The 16850-nt window shown below is 72.1% G+C and carries 17 protein-coding genes; 12 read left to right on the forward strand and 5 right to left on the reverse strand.

The features are described from left to right. The first annotated feature begins 185 nt into the window (after positions 1 to 185). The 3 genes from AC5R91_RS16120 to AC5R91_RS16130 all read left to right on the forward strand — a co-directional run bounded on the left by AC5R91_RS16120 (position 186) and on the right by AC5R91_RS16130 (position 4037). Entirely contained in the window at positions 186 to 1031 is an 846-nt protein-coding gene (locus AC5R91_RS16120) for an enoyl-CoA hydratase-related protein (RefSeq protein WP_495392189.1), read from the forward strand. Between the two features lie 217 nt (positions 1032 to 1248). Continuing rightward, a complete protein-coding gene (locus AC5R91_RS16125; protein WP_495392190.1) occupies positions 1249 to 2052 on the forward strand; it encodes an SDR family NAD(P)-dependent oxidoreductase in 804 nt (267 codons plus the stop codon). Between the two features lie 146 nt (positions 2053 to 2198). After that, complete coding sequence (locus AC5R91_RS16130) at positions 2199 to 4037, forward strand: glycoside hydrolase family 3 protein (protein WP_495392191.1); 1839 nt, start codon at positions 2199 to 2201, stop codon at positions 4035 to 4037. A 60-nt stretch (positions 4038 to 4097) separates the two neighbouring features. Here the strand turns inward: AC5R91_RS16130 and AC5R91_RS16135 are convergent, their stop codons facing one another. After that, positions 4098 to 4907 carry an SAM-dependent methyltransferase gene (locus tag AC5R91_RS16135; protein ID WP_495397980.1) on the reverse strand — a complete coding sequence of 270 codons (810 nt, stop codon included), beginning with the start codon at positions 4905 to 4907 and terminating at the stop codon, positions 4098 to 4100. Positions 4908 to 5520: 613 nt separating this feature from the next. Here AC5R91_RS16135 and AC5R91_RS16140 point away from each other — a divergent pair. From AC5R91_RS16140 to AC5R91_RS16160, 5 genes are read left to right on the forward strand one after another with little or no spacing between them, the layout of a single operon-like run. Beyond that, positions 5521 to 6111, forward strand: a complete 591-nt coding sequence (locus AC5R91_RS16140) for a hypothetical protein (protein ID WP_495392192.1) — start codon at positions 5521 to 5523, stop codon at positions 6109 to 6111. 12 nt (positions 6112 to 6123) lie between these two features. Further along, complete coding sequence (locus AC5R91_RS16145; RefSeq protein ID WP_495392193.1) at positions 6124 to 6981, forward strand: hypothetical protein; 858 nt, start codon at positions 6124 to 6126, stop codon at positions 6979 to 6981. 1 nt (position 6982) lies between these two features. After that, entirely contained in the window at positions 6983 to 8050 is a 1068-nt protein-coding gene (locus AC5R91_RS16150) for an ATP-grasp domain-containing protein (RefSeq protein ID WP_495392194.1), read from the forward strand. Further along, positions 8047 to 8808 (forward strand): hypothetical protein, encoded by a 762-nt coding sequence (locus AC5R91_RS16155; protein ID WP_495392195.1) that lies wholly within the window; start codon positions 8047 to 8049, stop codon positions 8806 to 8808. Before AC5R91_RS16150 ends, AC5R91_RS16155 begins: the two co-directional genes overlap by 4 nt. Before the next feature lie 52 nt (positions 8809 to 8860). Beyond that, positions 8861 to 9670 (forward strand): phytanoyl-CoA dioxygenase family protein, encoded by an 810-nt coding sequence (locus tag AC5R91_RS16160; RefSeq protein WP_495392196.1) that lies wholly within the window; start codon positions 8861 to 8863, stop codon positions 9668 to 9670. A gap of 40 nt (positions 9671 to 9710) precedes the next feature. Here AC5R91_RS16160 and AC5R91_RS16165 read toward each other — a convergent pair whose 3' ends face one another. Continuing rightward, the gene (locus AC5R91_RS16165; protein ID WP_495392197.1) at positions 9711 to 10157 is read right to left on the reverse strand and encodes a MarR family winged helix-turn-helix transcriptional regulator; all 447 of its coding nucleotides are present in this window, start codon (positions 10155 to 10157) and stop codon (positions 9711 to 9713) included. 150 nt (positions 10158 to 10307) lie between these two features. On the opposite strand from AC5R91_RS16165, the gene AC5R91_RS16170 reads away from it, so the two are divergent. Next, positions 10308 to 11219: an LLM class flavin-dependent oxidoreductase gene (locus AC5R91_RS16170; RefSeq protein WP_495392198.1), complete on the forward strand. Its 912-nt coding sequence runs from the start codon at positions 10308 to 10310 to the stop codon at positions 11217 to 11219. Here AC5R91_RS16170 and AC5R91_RS16175 read toward each other — a convergent pair. Further along, complete coding sequence (locus tag AC5R91_RS16175; RefSeq protein WP_495392199.1) at positions 11158 to 12645, reverse strand: DHA2 family efflux MFS transporter permease subunit; 1488 nt, start codon at positions 12643 to 12645, stop codon at positions 11158 to 11160. The genes AC5R91_RS16170 and AC5R91_RS16175 overlap by 62 nt on opposite strands. A 118-nt stretch (positions 12646 to 12763) precedes the next feature. Between AC5R91_RS16175 and AC5R91_RS16180 the strand changes: the two genes are divergently transcribed. Together AC5R91_RS16180 and AC5R91_RS16185 are read left to right on the forward strand one after the other, a co-directional pair. Beyond that, positions 12764 to 12940, forward strand: coding sequence for a helix-turn-helix domain-containing protein (locus tag AC5R91_RS16180; protein ID WP_495392200.1), 177 nt, complete (start codon positions 12764 to 12766; stop codon positions 12938 to 12940). A gap of 46 nt (positions 12941 to 12986) precedes the next feature. Beyond that, positions 12987 to 13454, forward strand: a complete 468-nt coding sequence (locus AC5R91_RS16185; RefSeq protein ID WP_495397981.1) for a LysR family transcriptional regulator substrate-binding protein — start codon at positions 12987 to 12989, stop codon at positions 13452 to 13454. Positions 13455 to 13673: 219 nt separating this feature from the next. Here AC5R91_RS16185 and AC5R91_RS16190 read toward each other — a convergent pair whose 3' ends face one another. Together AC5R91_RS16190 and AC5R91_RS16195 are read right to left on the reverse strand one after the other, a co-directional pair. After that, positions 13674 to 14624 carry a HEAT repeat domain-containing protein gene (locus tag AC5R91_RS16190; RefSeq protein ID WP_495392201.1) on the reverse strand — a complete coding sequence of 317 codons (951 nt, stop codon included), beginning with the start codon at positions 14622 to 14624 and terminating at the stop codon, positions 13674 to 13676. A 36-nt stretch (positions 14625 to 14660) separates the two neighbouring features. Beyond that, entirely contained in the window at positions 14661 to 15275 is a 615-nt protein-coding gene (locus AC5R91_RS16195) for a TetR/AcrR family transcriptional regulator (protein ID WP_495392202.1), read from the reverse strand. Positions 15276 to 15470: 195 nt separating this feature from the next. Here AC5R91_RS16195 and AC5R91_RS16200 point away from each other — a divergent pair, with 195 nt between their 5' ends. Continuing rightward, the gene (locus tag AC5R91_RS16200; RefSeq protein ID WP_495392203.1) at positions 15471 to 16838 is read left to right on the forward strand and encodes a phosphotransferase family protein; all 1368 of its coding nucleotides are present in this window, start codon (positions 15471 to 15473) and stop codon (positions 16836 to 16838) included. Positions 16839 to 16850 lie beyond the last annotated feature (12 nt).

A 16850-nucleotide genomic window follows, 5' to 3' on the forward strand; every position in this document is an offset into this window, starting at 1 on the left:
GTCCGCCCGACGCCACCAGGATCGGCTCGGCGCCGGTCCGCCGACGCCGCCCGGCTCGTCCGTGTCCCGGGTCGCCGGCCGGCCGGCGGACCCGGCGGACCCGGCGACAGCGCGCACGCAAACATCGCGGGCGGTATGAAGAGACGGCAGCCCGATGTGACCGGAGCGACAGAGACAGGTGGACGATGCCGGTGGACACCCGCACGACCGCGGGGCACGACGATGCCCCGGTCCGGTACGACGTGGCCGATCAGGTGGCGACGATCATCTTCGACCGTCCGGACAAGCTGAACGCGCTGACCGTGGCGATGGGTGACCGGCTGTTCGCGCTGCTGCGGCGGGCCGACGCCGACCCGCGGGTCCGGGCCGTAGTGATCACCGGGGCGGGGCGGGCGTTCTCCGCCGGCGCGGACCTCGCCATGCTGGCGCACACCCCGGTCGAGGGACGGGACGCGCTGATCGTCTCGCCGGAGAACGGCCCCGCGATGATCCGCTCGCTGCGCCTGCCGGTGATCGCGGCGATCAACGGTCCGGCGGCCGGGCTGGCGTTCGCGGTCAGCCTCGCGGCCGACGTCCGGTTCGTCGCCGCGGACGCGAAGCTGTCGCTGCCGTTCTCCCGGCTGGGCCTGTACTCGGAGTACGGGGCGGCCTGGCTGCTGCCCCGGTTGATCGGTGCCGGCGCCGCCGCGGACCTGCTGCTGTCCGGCCGGGTCTTCCTCGGCGCCGAGGCGGGCGAGCTGGGCCTCGCCCAGCGGGTCCTGCCCGCCGCCGAGGTGCTGCCGGCCGCCCTGGACTACGCCCGCGACCTGGCCCTGAACTGTTCACCGGACTCGCTGGCGATGATCCGCAGCATGATCGACGACGCTGCCGTCTCGCCGCTCGCCGCGCACTACGCGGCGACCGTGCCGGTGATGCGCGCCGGCCTGCGCGCGTTCGACTTCGACGAGGGCGTCGCCGCCCGCCGCGAGAAGCGCGCCCCGCAGTTCCGCGAGCGCGTCCCCGGCGGCGCGGACCGTCCCGCCTCAGCCTGACGGCACCTGACGTGGGCGGCGTCATCCACCTCCACGCGCCACCGAGATCATCGCCGCCGCCCGCGCTACCGGATCACCTCGGTTCCCCACCCGCACCGCTACCCCGGCGGGCGCCGGGGGGTGACGGGCGCCCCGCGCCGGGGCATCGACCAGACTGGAGACGTCTGGGTACAAGCCGATGCATTGCGACATCGAACCGGCGCGAGGAGGCGTTGCGATGAGCGAGCAGGCACGGAGCGACCAAGCAGGGAGCGACCAAGCAGGGAGCAAGCAGGCAGGGACGGCCGTGGTGACCGGCGGCGGGACGGGGATCGGCCGGGCGATCGCGCGGGCGCTGGCCGAACGCGGCGACCGGGTGGTCATCGTCGGGCGCCGCCCCGACCGGTTGGAATCCGCGGCCAAGGACATCAACGCCGAGGTCGGCGGGCCGCCGGTGCTGCCCTTCGCCGCCGACGTCACCGACCCCGACCAGGTCGAACGCCTCGCCGGGTTCGTCACCGGCGAGTTCGGCACCCTGGATGTGCTGGTCAACAACGCGGGTGGCACGCATCCCGCGCCGGTGACCTCGCTGCGCGACCTGGCGACGAGGCACACGACGCTCTACCTGCAAAACGTCGTCAGCGCCCTGCTGGTCACGCAGGCGCTCGGCCCCGCGATCCGGCGGCCGGGCGGGCGCATCATCATGATCAGCTCCAGGTCGGCGCGCAGTGCCGGCGGCGACCCCGGCTACGCCGCCACCAAGGCGGCGCTCAACCGGATCGTCGTCGGCCTCGCCAACGACTACGGCCCCGACGGGGTGACGGTCAACGCGGTCGCCCCCGGTTACGTGCCGGACACCGAGCTGTACTCCGGGGCGATCCCGGCCGAGTGGCACGAGCGGATCGTCGCGGGCATCTCGGTGGGCCGCGGCGGGGAGCCCGCCGAGATAGCCGCCGTGGTCCGCGACCTCGCCGCGCCGGGTTCGTCGTTCGTCAACGGCACCGTCATCGAGGTCGACGGCGGCCTGCGCCCCAGCACCTGAGTCATCCAGTCGGGTCGGCCCGCGCAGGGCGGGCCCACGGCCGTCCTCGTTCACCAGAATGATCAGGAAGGCGGTCGATCACTCATCGATGGGATGAGTCTCGGTGCTCCGGACGCGGGGCCCGATCTGTGGTGACGCGATCTGTGGTGAGCGGACGGCGGCGCCGGCCGCCCCGGGCCGTCGTCGTGCTGCTGGCCTGCCTCCTGCTGGTTGCGGGCTGCCTCGGACGGAGTCCGGACCGGGCCGGCGGGGACGGCGCCCGCGACGCCACACCCCCGGCCCGGGATGCGCTCGCCGCGGCAGTCGGGGCGGCGCAGCCGACCTCCTCCCCCGAACCCACCGCGACGGCGGGCCCCTCCCCGGAACCGACGGCCGACGACGCGGAGACGGCGTGGGTGGACTCGACGCTCGCGCGGATGACGCCCGAGCAGCGCATCGGCCAGTTGCTCATGGGCTACGTGTTCGGGACGACGGCGGACGACCGCGCGCCGAGCGCGCTGGCCGGCAACCGGGCGGTCGCGGGCACCGACACGGCCGCCGCCGCCGTGCGCGATCTAGGCCTCGGCGGCGTCGTCCTGTTCGACGCCGGGGGCACCGGGCCGGGCGCGCTACCCGACAACGTCGTCGCCCCCGGCCAGGTCCTCGGCCTCACCGCCGGGCTGCAGGGCGCCGCGGCCATCCCCCTGCTCGTCGCCGCCGACCAGGAGCAGGGGCCGGTGATGCGGATCCGCGACGGGGTGACCCTGCTGCCCGACGAGATGGCCCAGGGCGCGAGCGGCCGGGTCGAGGACGCCCGCGACGCCGCCCGGGTGACCGGCACGGACCTGCGTGCGCTCGGGATCAACGTCGACTTCGCCCCCGACGCGGACGTCAACACCAATCCGGCCAATCCGGTGATCGGCGAGCGGTCGTTCGGCGACGACCCGGCCGCGGTCGCCCGACTCACCGCCGCGGCCGTGAGCGGGTTCGCCTCGGCGGGGGTGGCCGCCGCGCCGAAGCACTTCCCCGGGCACGGCTCGACGTCGGTCGACAGCCACCTCGACCTGCCGGTGGTCGCGTCCTCCCGCGAGCGGCTCGACACCGTCGATCTGGCGCCGTTCCGGGCCGCCGTCGCCGCCGGGGCGCCCATGGTGATGGTCGGGCATCTGCTCGCCACCGCGTTGGACGGCGGGTCGCCGGCGTCGCTGTCCCCGGCGGTGGTGACCTCGCTGCTGCGCCGGGAGCTCGGCTTCGACGGCGTGGTCGTGACCGACGCGCTGAACATGGCGGCAATCACCAAGCGGTACTCGCCCGGCGAGGCCGCCGTGCGCGCCGTGCTCGCCGGCGACGACCTGCTGCTGATGCCGCCGCGGCTCGTCGAGGCCCGCGACGGCCTGCTCGCCGCGCTGCGCAGCGGCCGGATCCCGGCCAGCCGCATCGACGACTCGGCGCGGCGCGTGCTCCGCCTGAAGTGGCGCCTCGCGCATGCCACCCCGGCGACGGCCGGCGACGGACCCGCCGTGGCCGACCGGGTCGCGTCCCGGTCCGTCACCCTCCTGACGCAGGACTGCGGGATCCTTCCCCTGCGCGCGGGCGCTGCGGTCACGGTCGCCGGCTCGTCCACCGCGGCCGCCCGCCTGCGCGTGGCCCTGGCCGCCCGAGGAATCGTGGCCCCGGCGCCGGCCACCGCCGGCGGGCCCGCCACGGGGACCGGCGGCGCCGGCCGAGCCGCCCCGGTGACGATCGTCCTCGCGGGAGGCGCCGGCCCGCCCGCCCGCACCGACCCCGGCACGGTCGTCGTCTCCACCGCCACGCCCTACCACCCGCCGACCGCCGCCGCCGCGTGGCTGGCCACCTACTCCACCGACCCGGCCTCCATCGCGGCCCTGGCCGCCGTGCTCACCGGCGCCGCCCCGCCGCGCGGCCGCCTCCCGGTCACCGCGACCGCCCCCTCGGGTCGTTCCCTCCCCCGCGGCTCCGGCCTCACCGCGCTGCGCCCCTGCTGACCACCGCCCGCCGAGCGCCGCCGGCGGGCGGTGGGCGGCCGCCGGCGGGCGGCGGGCGGGCTACCACTTGCGGCCGATGGCCCCGTAGGCGCTGACCTGCGCGTCGGTCAGGTCGGCCGGCACGGCCGCGTCGGGCCGCCAGCGGTGCACGGAGACCAGCCCCGGGTCGAGCAGTTCCAGCCCGGCGAACAGCGCTTCGACCTCGGCCCGGGTCCTTGGCCGCAGCGGTATGCCGCGCGCGCGGTAGGCCTTCGCGCCGGCCTCGATCGACGGGTCGTGGTCGGGGGTGAGATGGGACAGGACGAGGTAGCTGCCGGCCGGCAGGGCATCGACGAACCGGCGGACGATGCCGCCCGGGTCGTCGGAGTCGGGCAGGAAGTGGCCCACCGCGAGCAGCGACAGCGCCACCGGCCGGGACAGGTCGAGGGTGTCCGTGACCTCCGGGGCGGTCAGGATCCGCTTGACGTCCCGCACGTCGGCGTCGAGGTAGGCGGTCCGCCCTGCCGGGGTGCCGGTGAGCAGCGCGCGGGCGTGGGTGAGCACGATCGGGTCGTTGTCCACATAGACGACCCGCGCGCCCTCGACGGCCTGCTGGGCGACCTCGTGCAGGTTCGGGCTGGTCGGGATCCCCGTACCGATGTCGAGGAACTGGTCGATGCCGGCCTCGCCGGCCAGGTGGCGCACCGCCCGGGCCATGAACGCCCGGTTGGCGCGGGCGGCGATGCTCGCGTTCGGCGCGACGGCCCGGGCCTGCTCGGCGGCCTCCCGATCGGCGGGGAAGTTGTCCTTCCCGCCCAGGTAGTAGTCGTACATCCGAGCCGGGTGCGGCAGGTCCACCCGCAGGTCCACCGGCTTCGGGTCGGCGGCCATGGACCGCCACCACGGCGTCTCGCCCGAGCCCTCGGACCCGTGCGGATCCGTGCCGATCTCCGTGTTCACCACTGCCCTCCACTGCGCTGGTCCGCCCCGATCGGCGCACACGGCCCGGGTGCCTGCCACGACCATATGAGAGGTTCGTCCCCGGTTCTCGCCGCCCCCGTCCCGTCCCCGTCCTCCGTGCGGCCCCCACGCCGGGAATCGACAGGGCGACGCAATGCCGCCGGATTCCCGCCTGGCGCGACGGAGGTCAGCACCGGGATCCGTGCACACCGGGGTTGGTCGCGGGCGAATCGCCGGACCATCCGACCGGCGAACTCCGTCCCTCCAGATCCCCGCCTTCCCCGGCCAGTGCCTCGCCGCGGACGCCGGCGCCCGGGGAGACATCTGAAAACCGCTCGAGAACGAAGCCGCGGCTGGTTACGATGGAGATCGCGGGAGGCCACCGACAAAAGTCGGTCCGGCTTCGAGGGGGCCGCGGTACGAGTCGGCGTGGTGCTTCCAGTCTCCGAATATCCGTGGAAACAACCGTCCTCCCTCTACGTCTGCTGGCCGAGAAGCTGAAGAACTGCCGCACCGAGAGCAACGACATGGAGGTTGGCCGCCGATGCCCTGGACATTGGACGAGGCCCGCGTGATGCCGTTCCTGACGGCTGACGACCGACGCAACGTGATGGCGGTGCTGTGGTCACGACTGCAGAAGGACTCGCCCGAGTCTGCGGAGGAGACCGCCCGCGAACTGCTGACCGCCGGGGTGTCCGGAACCATCGCGAGGACGCCGGCCGGCAAGTTCAAGGACTTCAAGGACGGCAAAGATGGCAAGGACGGGAAGGACAGCAAGGAGGGAAAGGACTGGAAGGAGATCAAGGATAACAAGGACCGCAAGGACGGGAAGGAATTCAAGGACACCAAGGACTACGGGAAAGACGCAAAAGACATCAAAGACGGGAAAGACAGGTGGGACCGGGCGGATCCCGGCGTTCCCACCACGCGCTTCCCGGCCGACGCACCCGCCGGCCGGCCGGTCGACCCGCCCGGCGTCGACCCCGACATCGCCTCCGGCCCCGACATCGCCTCCGGCATCGACATCGCCTCTGGCATCGACGACGACATCGACCCCGACGACGACGACGTCGCCGCCACGCTGCGCGCCTCCCGGATCAACCGCTACCTGCGGCTGGCCGGCGTGGTGATCTGAACGACCGCCGCGATGACCGCCGAGACCGACGCCGCGGTGACCACCTCACTCGCGCCGCTGACCGAGGACGATCTGTTGATCGTCGCCGAGCCCGGCGACGCGGTCGCCTCCTTCGTCGTCGAGTACCTGGCCGAGGTCGGCCGGCATGCCGTCGTCCTCGATCCCTTCGACGCGGCGCAGCTTTTCACCGTCGCGGTGACCGGCGGGTCCGCCCTCGTGACGCCCCGGGTGCCGCTGCTGCTGCGGGTACCCCCGCCTCCCGTCGTCGGGGCCGGCGCACGCCAGGACGCGCAGTTCCAGTACCAGGAGTGCGTCGCCCTGCTGTGGGCGGCGGCCGCCCTCACCGACCTGCCCGTCGTGAACCGGCCGTCCGTCGCCGCGTTCGGCGCCCCCGTCTCCGGCTCGGCGGCCCTCACCGACCTGGCGGCCGGGCAACCGGTGAGTTCGGTCGAGGTCTTCTCCTCCACCTACCCCGACCCGGCGCACCCGGCCGATGAGGCGTGGTGGGTGCAGGACGCCGTCACCGGGGAGACGACGCGCTGGCCTGCGCCGCCCGCGGCCGGCGGTCCGTTCCGGGCGCGGTGGTCGGCGACCGACCCGGTCTTCGAGGTGGTGGTGGTCCTCGCCGGGGCCGCCTGGCGATGCACGACCGCCGAGATCGACGACCTCGACCTGCCCGCCCGCAGCCTGGCGGTGGTCGAGCGGCTCGGGCTCACCCTCGCCGCGCTGATCTGGCGCGTCGGCGACGACGGTCGCAGCGCCTGCCTCGTCGACGTCGACCCGTTCCCGGGGCTCGAGATCCTCCGCATGACCTGGCTCGGCCTCGGTCCGCGGCTGCTCGCCGTCCTGTTCCCCGGATCGCAGGCCTGAGGTGGCGGATGCCGACGGCCGGACCGCGCAGCCTCACGGCGCGGTCGACCAAACGAGCGAGGGTGCGGGCGATGCCGCGGGCGACGGCGCGGGCGAGGGTGCGCCCGACCGCGGCCCCGCACCGGTCTACGCGATCGGGCTGGCCTCGGACGGCACCTGGCGGCACTTCCTCGACGAGGCGGGCCGGCACGGGGCCGACGTCGTCGCGATCGACCTCGCCGACGTCGTGCGCGCCGGCGACTGGCGGCTGGCGATCCCGGACGACGGCGCCAGCCGAATCATCACCGGCCGACGTTCGGTCGACCTGGACCCCGCGGGCGGGTACTTCGTCCGGCTCGCCGATCTGTCCAGCCTGGAGGCCGTGCCGCGGCTGGCGGCCCGGTGGCGGGCGCTCATCGGCGCGCTGGCGGCGTGGCTCGACCACGTGCCGGGACCCGTCGTCAACCGGCCGAACGCCTGGGCCGACAACGGCACGAAGCCGCTGCACGAGGCTCGGCTCGCCCGGGCGGGCTTCGCGGTCCCGGCGAGTCTGACCAGCTCCGACGGCGACCGGCTGCGGGCGTTCGCCGCAGCCGGGCCGACGATCGTGAAGCCGCTGTCCGGGGTCCGCGCCCGGACCCGCCGCGTCGACCCACGGGAGTTCACCGGGGCCGCCGGCTTCAGCGTCAGGCAGGGCCCGGTGCACCTCCAGCGGTACGTGCCGGGGGTGGATGTCCGCGTCCACGTCTGCGGCGGCACCGTCCACGCCCAGCGGATCGCTCGGCGCCACCCCGGCGGGGACGGCCAGAGCGCCGCCGCGGCGGTCGACTACCGCGAGCTCGACGCCGCCGACCTCGCGTTCAGCGACGTCGACCTGCCCGCGGACCTGGCGGCGTTGCTCGTCGCCGCGACCGCCGAGTCCGGCCTGCTGCTCGCCGGCTGGGACCTGCGCGTCGACGCCGACCGGCACTGGGTGCTGGAGGCGAACCCGATGCCAGGCTACGACTGGTACGACCGCCGGTCCGGCGGCACCGTCACCGCCGCCCTGGTCGAGCTCCTCACCCGCCCCGCTCCGAGGAGGATGGAATGACCACGCCCCCGGCCGTGACCACGACCGCCACCACGGCCACGGCCACGACCCCGCCGGACATCTCGACCGTACGGATGCTGTCGGCACAGGAGGCCGAGGACGTCCGCGACGCGGTGCACCGGGAGCGGCCGAGCTGGATCGAGCGGGGCGCCGGCTTTCACACCCTCGGCACGCCCAGCTATCTCGACCTCGCCCAGAACGCGCGGCCGGGCGACTACCACGATCGTGCCGCGTGGCACCGCCCGTTGCTGTGGGACCGGTTCGGCTGGCTCTACGACCGGCTCGGGGCCACCCTCACCAAGGTCCTCGACGCCCCGGTCCGCTACACCGAGCGGTTCGCGTTGCCCGGGTTCCACGTGTGGCTCGCCGAGGCCGTGTTCACCCGTCCACGCGCGTCCGTGCACTTCGACCTCCAGTACAGGCTGTTCGACTGGCCGGACGAGGTCGACGCGAGCCGGGTGTTCTCGTTCACCCTGCCGCTGCGGGTGCCCGCGGCCGGCGGCGGGCTGAACACCTGGCCGGTCAGCCACGCGACGTTCCAGGAGGCGATGCGGCGGGACTGGATCGACGGCGCCGGCGACCTGCGTCGCTTCCACCCGCTCCAGTACGTGCCGTACAGCCTCGGTGAGCTCGTCGTGCACTCCGGTCATCTGCTGCACCAGATCGCCCCGTCGGCTGCGGTGCGTCCGGGTGACGAGCGCCTCACGCTGCAGGGCCACGGCATCTGGAGCGGCGGCTCCTGGCTGCTCTACTGGTGAAACTGCGCGGACTGGGAAGGCTGCGCGGACTGAGGAGGCGGGAGCAGCCGGGATGGCGGAGCTGACGACGGCGGACCGCGACGCGTTCGTCGAACGCGGTTTCTGCGTGCGGCGGGGCGCGTTCACCGGCGCGCAGGCGGCGGCCGCCCGGGCGGTGGTGTGGCGGCGGATGGCGCAGAAGGCCGGCATCCGCGAGGACGACCCGAGCACCTGGCCGCCGAGTTACGACATCGAGGAGCGCCTCACCGCGCCGGAGGTGCTCGACTGCTTCACCGACCCGCTCGCCCGCGCGATCGAGGAGCTCGTCGGTCCCGGCCGGTGGCGCGGTGACCGCGGCTGGGGCTTCTGGCCGGTGAACTTCCGGCACGGCGCCGGCGATCCGCGTCCCGTGCCGACCGATGGCTGGCACGTCGACGGCAACTGGTTCCGACACACGCTCGACGCGTCCCAGCAGGGTCTGCTGGTCATCGGCCTGTTCTCCGACGTCGAGCCGGGCGGCGGCGCAACGCTGGTGGCGGCGGGCTCCCACCGGCGCACCGCGCGGGTGCTCGCCGACCATCCCGGCGGCCTGACGCACCGGGAGTTGTTCGACGCCGTCCTCGCCGAGCCCATCGGCACCTTCACCGAGCTGACCGGAGCGGCCGGGGACGTGGTCCTCGCCCATCCGTTCCTGTTCCACACCCGCGGCTTCAAGCGGACCGGACCACCCAGGTTCATCAGCAACACCGAGGCGGGGCTGCACGCTCCCCTGCGCCTCGACCGCGGCGACGACGCCGACCACTCGGTGCTGGAACGCTCGATCCGGGCCGCACTCGCCGCGCCACCCCCGACCTTCGCCGATCCTCTGCGTTGCCGCTTCTGACCGGCCGTTCGACCGCCCTCACCCGTCCGCGGTGCGGGCGCTACGAGACGAGCGCGCCGAAGACGTCGGGGACACCCTCGGCCAGCACGATGCCGGTGGCGACGCGGGTCAGCTGGTCTCGATCGGCGGCCGGAACATGGCCGACAAGGTCGCTCAGCCGCTGGCTGACCTCGTCGTAGAACGCGTCGGTGAGCCGCTTGCCGTCCGGGGTGAGGGCGACGGTGATGGCGCGCCGGTCGGTCACCGACATGGCGCGACGCAGGTAACCACGGCGCTCCACCCGCTCAACCAGCCCGGTGACGCTGGACTTGTCCAGCCGCAGCATCGCGCTGATCTCACCCATGCCGCGCGGCTGGTCCTTGAGGACGCACATGAGCTGGGCCTGCGGCACGGAGACCCCGTGACCGCCGCAGACGTCGGCGTAGATCGAGTTGACCAGGTAGGACAGCCGCACCAGGGCCACCGGTGTCGGGAACGTCGCGCCCACCGCGGATCTCCCCTCGCGTCGCCGTGCGAACACTGTACCGCCGGCAGTTTGCATTGCCGACCTTTTTAATTTGTGATACATACTGTTTGTGATACATACAAAAATAGCCCCGACGCGGGCTCGGCGGCGCACCGTCCGTGTGGGTACGCGGTGAGCGGCCTGCACGGGTCCCGGCTGGTGTTCGGCGCCGGCGGCGCGGTGAGCGGGCTGTCCGCGTCGCAGACCCTGGACCTCGCCCAGAGCGCCGACGAGCTCGGCTACGACCTGTTCAGCCTGAGCGACCACCTGCACAGTCACAACCGGACCGTCGAACCGCTGGCCGCCCTGAGCTGGCTGGCCGGCCAGACCCGCCGCATCGAGCTGGCCACGAACGTCCTCGCGCTGCCCTACCGACCGCCGGCGGTGGTCGCGAAGACGGCCGAGACGCTGGACCGGCTCTCCGGCGGCCGGTTCGTCCTCGGCCTGGGCGGGGGCGGCTACGACGAGGAGTTCCGCGCCTTCGGCCTGCCCGAGCGGACCCCCGGGCAGAAGATCACCGGTCAGCGCGAGGCCATCGGGATCATCCGCGGACTCTGGTCGAACGAATCAACCACCGTGCGCGGCCGCGAGTTCTCCGTCGACGGCGCCCGCATCGAGCCTCGACCCGACCATCCGATCCCGATCTGGCTCGGATCGTACGGGCCGCGGGCGCTGGCGCTGACCGGTGAGCTCGCCGACGGCTGGCTGCCGTCCGTGGGCCGGATCGGCCTCGAGAACGCCCGTAGGATGCGCGAGTCCGTGCTGGCGGCCGCCCGCGACGCAGGCCGCGACCCCGCCGCGATCACCTGCGCCTGCAACGTGATCGTGCGCATCGGGCCGCCGCCGCAGCCGGGCTCGGGAGCGGTGACCGGCAGCGTCCAGGAGGTGGTCGACCAGCTCCTGCAGATCGTGGCGGTCGGCTTCACCGCGCTGCTGCTGGCCATCCCGACCGTCGCCGAACAGGAGGTCGTGGCCCGCGACATCATCCCGGCCGTCCGCGCCGAAGGGGCCTCCCGCGGCCTGCCGCCCACCCACGCCGGCTGACCGGGTCGCGCCCACGCAACCCGATGGCTGCGATGAGCGCGCCTGTCAGCAGAACCACCCCGCCGACGAGCAGTGCGGAGCGGGTGCCGGCGGAGTCGGACGAAGCCTGGCCGAGGACCACACCGAGGACGGCTACACCGATGGAGGCGCCCGCCTGGCGAGCGGAGTTGAGCGCTCCCGCGCCTATGCCGGCCAGTTCGACCGGGACGGTGCTGGCCACCCCTGCGACCAGGGCGGGCAAGGTGAAGGAGATGCCGAACCCGAAGACCAGCAGACCTACCAGGGTGGCTGCCAGCGCGAGGTCCGAGTGGCCGGTGAACGGCGCCTGGATCAGTGCGCCGACGCCCATGAGGGCGAAGCCGATCGTGGCCGGACCGCGCGGACCGATCCGGCCCACGAGGCGCCCGGTGACAATCGGGTTGACGGCTGTGGGGAGGGTCAGTGGAAGGAAGGCCAGACCAGTGCTGACCGCGGAATACCCGCGGGCGTCCTGAAAGAACAGGGACAGTACGAACAGAAGTCCCGACAGGCCGAAGTTGGCGAGGAGCCCGGCCACCAGCGCGAGCGAGAAGCCGCGACTGTGGAACATGCGGGTCGGAAGCATCGCCGCGTCTCCGGCCCGCACTTCCGCACGGATGAAGGCCGCCGCCGCGACCACCGTGAGCGCGAAGGCGCCCAGCACCTCGGCGGCTGCCCAGCCCTCGACCGGGCCCTCGACCAGCGCGTACACAAGCGCCGCCAGGGCGATGACGCCGCTGACCTGCCCGGGCAGGTCCAGCCCGCCGCGCTGCTTGCGCGCCGTCTCGGGTGCCTGTCGCACCGTGATGACAAGGCTGATCAGGGCCAGCGGCACATTGACCAGGAAGATCGCACGCCAGCCGACCGTTTCGGTCAGCACGCCGCCCACCACGGGACCGGCGGCAAGCGCCGCACCCGTGATCGCCGCCCAGGATCCGACCGCGCGGGCGCGCTCGGCAGGCTCGGAGTAAGCGTTAGTGATCACGGCGAGTGAGGACGGGAGCAGCAGCGCACCAGCGACGCCCAGGGCCAGGCGGAGCACAACCAGGACGGGGAGACTCGTGGCGGCGGCCGAGACACCGGAGAGCACCCCGAACGCGATCAGCCCCCAGAGGAAGACTCGCCTGCCGCCGAATCGGTCCGACAGCCAGCCCGCGGTGAGCAGCAGGGCGGCAAAAGTGATCGTGTAGCCGTTACTGACCCACTGCAGCCCACTCAGCCCGACCTGCATGCTTCGGGAGATCGCGGGGAGGGCCACAGAGACGATCGTCGTGTCCAGCAGGACCATGAAGTAGCCGAGCGAGAGCCCGACCAGCAGGGTGCGCGAGGGCCTGCCGGACCGTGCCGGCGTCTCGACAGGCTGCGATCCCACCTGCGCTGTCATGTGTTCTCCTAGTTCCAGGATCACTTTTCTCGTTGCCACACCCGCGTTGTCGGATGGCGGCACGGGCCATTCAATCTGCCCCGGAAGGAGAATTACGGGTGGCGGCGCAGGGAATACCCGCTGGGTATCATCGGATGAGCCGATGGTTACCGACGAGGACGCGAGGATCATGGAGCTGAGGCATCTCAGGACGTTTGAGACCGTTGCCCGGACGCTCAGCATCACGCAGGCGGCCAGGGAGCTGCATTACGCGCAGTCCAGTATCAGTGATCAGATTCAGTCGCTCGAGCGCGAACCCCTACCTGTCAGGATGACATGAGACAGGCGATGACTATCATCTTGTGACCGGGGCGGAGTAGGGAGACCTGGACCTCTGCCTGACCTTCGGCGATCCGCCTCCCGACGCGTCCCTGCGTTCGGAGACGCTACTCAAGGAACCACTGGTGATCATCGTGCCGTCGACGCACCCGCTGGCCGAGCGTGGTCGGGCCGGTCTGGCGGAACTCATGGGGGAACCCTTCCTGGCCACTGAGCAGGGATGCGGCTTCCGGGAGATGTTCGACGGCGCTTTCGGAGTCATGACGGGCAAGAAGCCCATCGCGGAAGTGTCGAGCATCGGCACGCTCAGCGCGTGCGTCGCGGCCGGAATGGGCTGCGCACTGCTGCCGTTGGTCTCGGTCCGTGGACATGCCGACCGAGGTGAGGTGGCCGTGGTGGAGATCGAGGGCAGCGACCTGTACACGACGATGACCATGACGTGGCTGGATCGCAACTCTGCGAACCCGAATCTGATCGAATTCCAGACGGTGCTGCGCCGGCAGCTGGACGGTTGACCGCGCACTGAACTTCAGCCCGCCACGATTGATCAACTCGTCGACGCGGCCCCGGTAGCTGATCGAACCATCGGGGTTGAGGGCGGCTGCGGGGCTCTGGGCTGGCTCACCCTCGCGTGCGTCCGAGCCCCGTTCGGGAACCCGTTGGCGCCTACCCCTTCGCGCTCGGGTTGGACGCAGGCGGACTTATACCTCACGGGTACCGTGCCCGCGATGGCGTCAGCCATCAATCTCCTCGATTTTCGGAGGCAATTCCCTCGCCCGCATCCTGTCCACCACGTGGCTGCGCATCCGCTGGATCTCGGCGTCGGCAGGGATACCGACAGACCGCAGGCCCTCGGGCGTGGTCTGATGCAGGAAGGATCGGATCCACTCGCGCTCGGCGCTGTCGCGCCGTCGCCAGTTCTTCGCGACTGCGTCGCAGGCGTGTTTGAATGCCTCGGGGTAGAGCTCCGCGTGCTGCGCGAGGTAGGTCAGCTCCAGATCGATCATGGGCGAGTGTGGATCGGAGCCACGTACCACATCTTTCTCGAGCCGCGCGAGCACGGCGTCAACGGCACGGCTGTCACCGACCACCGCAAGCGCCTTCAGCGCCGCTTCGCGGGTAGCCGGATCTCGCCGCCGCAGACTCTCCGCCAGCCGATCGGTGCAGGAACCGTCCCCCCGCAATGCGAGTACAGTCAATCCGACCCGTCTCAGCTCACGATCCCCGTCCTCCGTCAGGTCGGCGACTGCCCGCACAGCCTCCTTGCTGAACTGTTCCCGGCCGTACAGCAAAGCGGAAAGACAGCGGTACCGTGCATATGATCCTCGCACGGCCGGGAGCGCACGCAGCAGAGCAGCCTCGCCATCCGCGCCCGAGAGGACCAGGAGCCGCGCGGCGGCCGAGGCGAGGTCGGTATGGCGCACCTGTACGAGTTCGACCAGCAGGTCACTCGGCGCCTGCCGGCACGACGAGGCGGCCATCACGTCGAGAATGACGACCCTGCGGGTGTCCGACGCTTCATCCGCGAGCCATTTCCCCAGAAGCTCGCACGCCGCGGACTCCCGGCCCGCGACGGCCTTCCCCACCTGTTTGACGAGTCGGTCGAAGTCCGCGTTGGTGAGTCGAGCCGAGTAACGCCGTTCGAAGGCAAGGATCGACCGCCCCGCGCCACCATCAATTGTCATAGGCCGACCTCCACCACCCAGTATCCCCGCGCGGCGCTACGACCCCGGTCGGGGTGACGGCCCGCCGTGGCCGGGCTCCGGGGCGAGGATTCCGTGGAGCAGGACGTGCACGATGTCGTCCGCGCTCACGGCGTCTCCGCGCAGCCGGGCGGTCGACCACATCAGCTCCTGCAGAAGTCTCCGCAGGTTGATGGCTTCGAACCGCGGGGAGATGCGGCCGGCGGCGATGGCCGCCTCGATGGACCGATCCCAGAGCTCGTCATGGGCGACCGCGTTGTCGCGGACCCGGGTGAGCAGCGGCGACTGCGCAACATATGCCCGGTCGCGATAGTAGATTCGCGCGGCGTCCCGGTGGTGGCCGAAGTTGTCGAGCGTCGCCCGGATCATCGCCTCAAGCCGGTCGGCAGGCTCCAGCGGGCCGTCGAGGATGGCGTCATAGAGGCCGGAGATCTGCGCGTCACTGCGGGTCAGGATGGCGGCGACGAGCTCGTCCTTCGACGCGAAATGATGGTAAAGGCTGGCGGCCTGCATGCCACAGGCGTCGGCGATGACGCGCATCGTCGTGGCCTCGATGCCTCGCTCGGCAAACAGGCGGGCGCTCTCCCGCAGCACCGCGTCGCGCTTGTTCGCCCGGCCCGCCACCTGGCTCACCGCCGGGCCTGCCCGGCGTGCGGGGCCCTCAGGAGGCACCTTTCCGTTCCGGCCAGCAGCCTAACAATCGTTAGGCTAGTGTGGTCGACGAGCCGCCGGCGCGTGCCGGCCGCGCATGTCAGAAGACCGGCGCGACTGCCCGTGCGAGGGTGTGGGGAGCCGAGTCGAGGACCGCTGGACCCCGGAGGATTGATCATGGCAGCATCGGATGCCCGCGACACGGAGTTAAAGGACGACGGCCGCGTCATCGCCTGGCTGGAGTCCCTGCTCGACGGCCAGGTCGTGTCGTGGGAGCGGCAGCCGAGATGGCGGCCCATGTGGTTCGTCGACATCGACCGCGGCGGCGCCACCGAACGCGTCGTCGTGCGTGGCGAACGGTCCGACACGTCTCTGATCTTCCCTCTCGAACACGAGATGCTGTTCCAGCGACTTCTCGACGAGCACGGTATCCCGGTCCCGCACGTGCACGGCTGGTGCGACGAACCGCGGTCGTACGCGATGGCCGCCGTCCCCGGCCGGCCCGACTTCGCCGACACGACCGCCGAGCAGCGCCGCGTGGTGGTCGACGAGTATCTGCAGGCACTGGCGCGGATGCACCAGCTCCCGGTCGAACCGTTCAAGGCCGCCGGGGTCATCTCCGGGACGTCGGCGGCCGACTCCGCGATGATCGGAGTACGCCGGTTCGAGCAGCACTACCGGTCGAGCAAGGTGCGCCCCGACCCGCTGATGGAGTTCGTCCTCGGCTGGCTGCGCCGCCACCCGCTGCCCGCGTCCGACCGGGAGGCGCCCGTCGTCTGGGACTCCGGCCAGTTCCACCACGCCGACGGGCATCTCGTGGCCCTCGTCGACGTCGAAATCGGCCACATCGGCGACCCGATGATGGACCTCGCCGCCTGGCGCATGCGCGACACCGTCATCCCCTACGGCGAGTTCACCACGCTGTACGACCGGTACGCCGAACTGACCGGCCGGCCCGTCGACCTCGCCGCCATCCAGTGGCACCACCTGTTCTTCACCCTCACCAACCAACTGTCCTTCCACGGCCCGCTGGCCCGCCCGATCCTGAACACCGACTACATGACCTACGCCCAGTGGGTCAGCGAGACGAACCTGCACGCCGTCGAGACCCTGGCCGAATACCTGGGCATAGACCTCGACCCCGTCGAGATCCCCGAGCCGGTCTCCTCGCCCGTCTCCACCCCGCACCAGCACCTGTCCCGCTCGCTGCGGTCGATCTCGGTCGAGGATCCGTACGTCGCCTACCAGGTCCGCATCGCCTTCCGCCTGGCCCGCCACCTCGAACGCGCCGACCAGATCGGCGCGGCCGTCACGGAGGCCGACCGGGAGGACCTCGCCCGGCTCATCGGCCGCGCGCCGAAGAGCTGGGACGAGTGCGAGACGGCGCTGGAGAACTTCGTCCTGGCCGACGAGGGACGCCACGACGCCGAACTCGTCGTCCTGTTCAACCGGCGCTGGCAGCGATACAAGGCCCTGATGGGCCCCGCCGGCTCCGCCATGGCCGCCCATCACACGATGCAGCCCTTCGGACGCTGGCTGGGCTGAACTCATGATGCG

It is taken from the genome of Frankia sp. BMG5.60 (genome assembly GCF_059428125.1).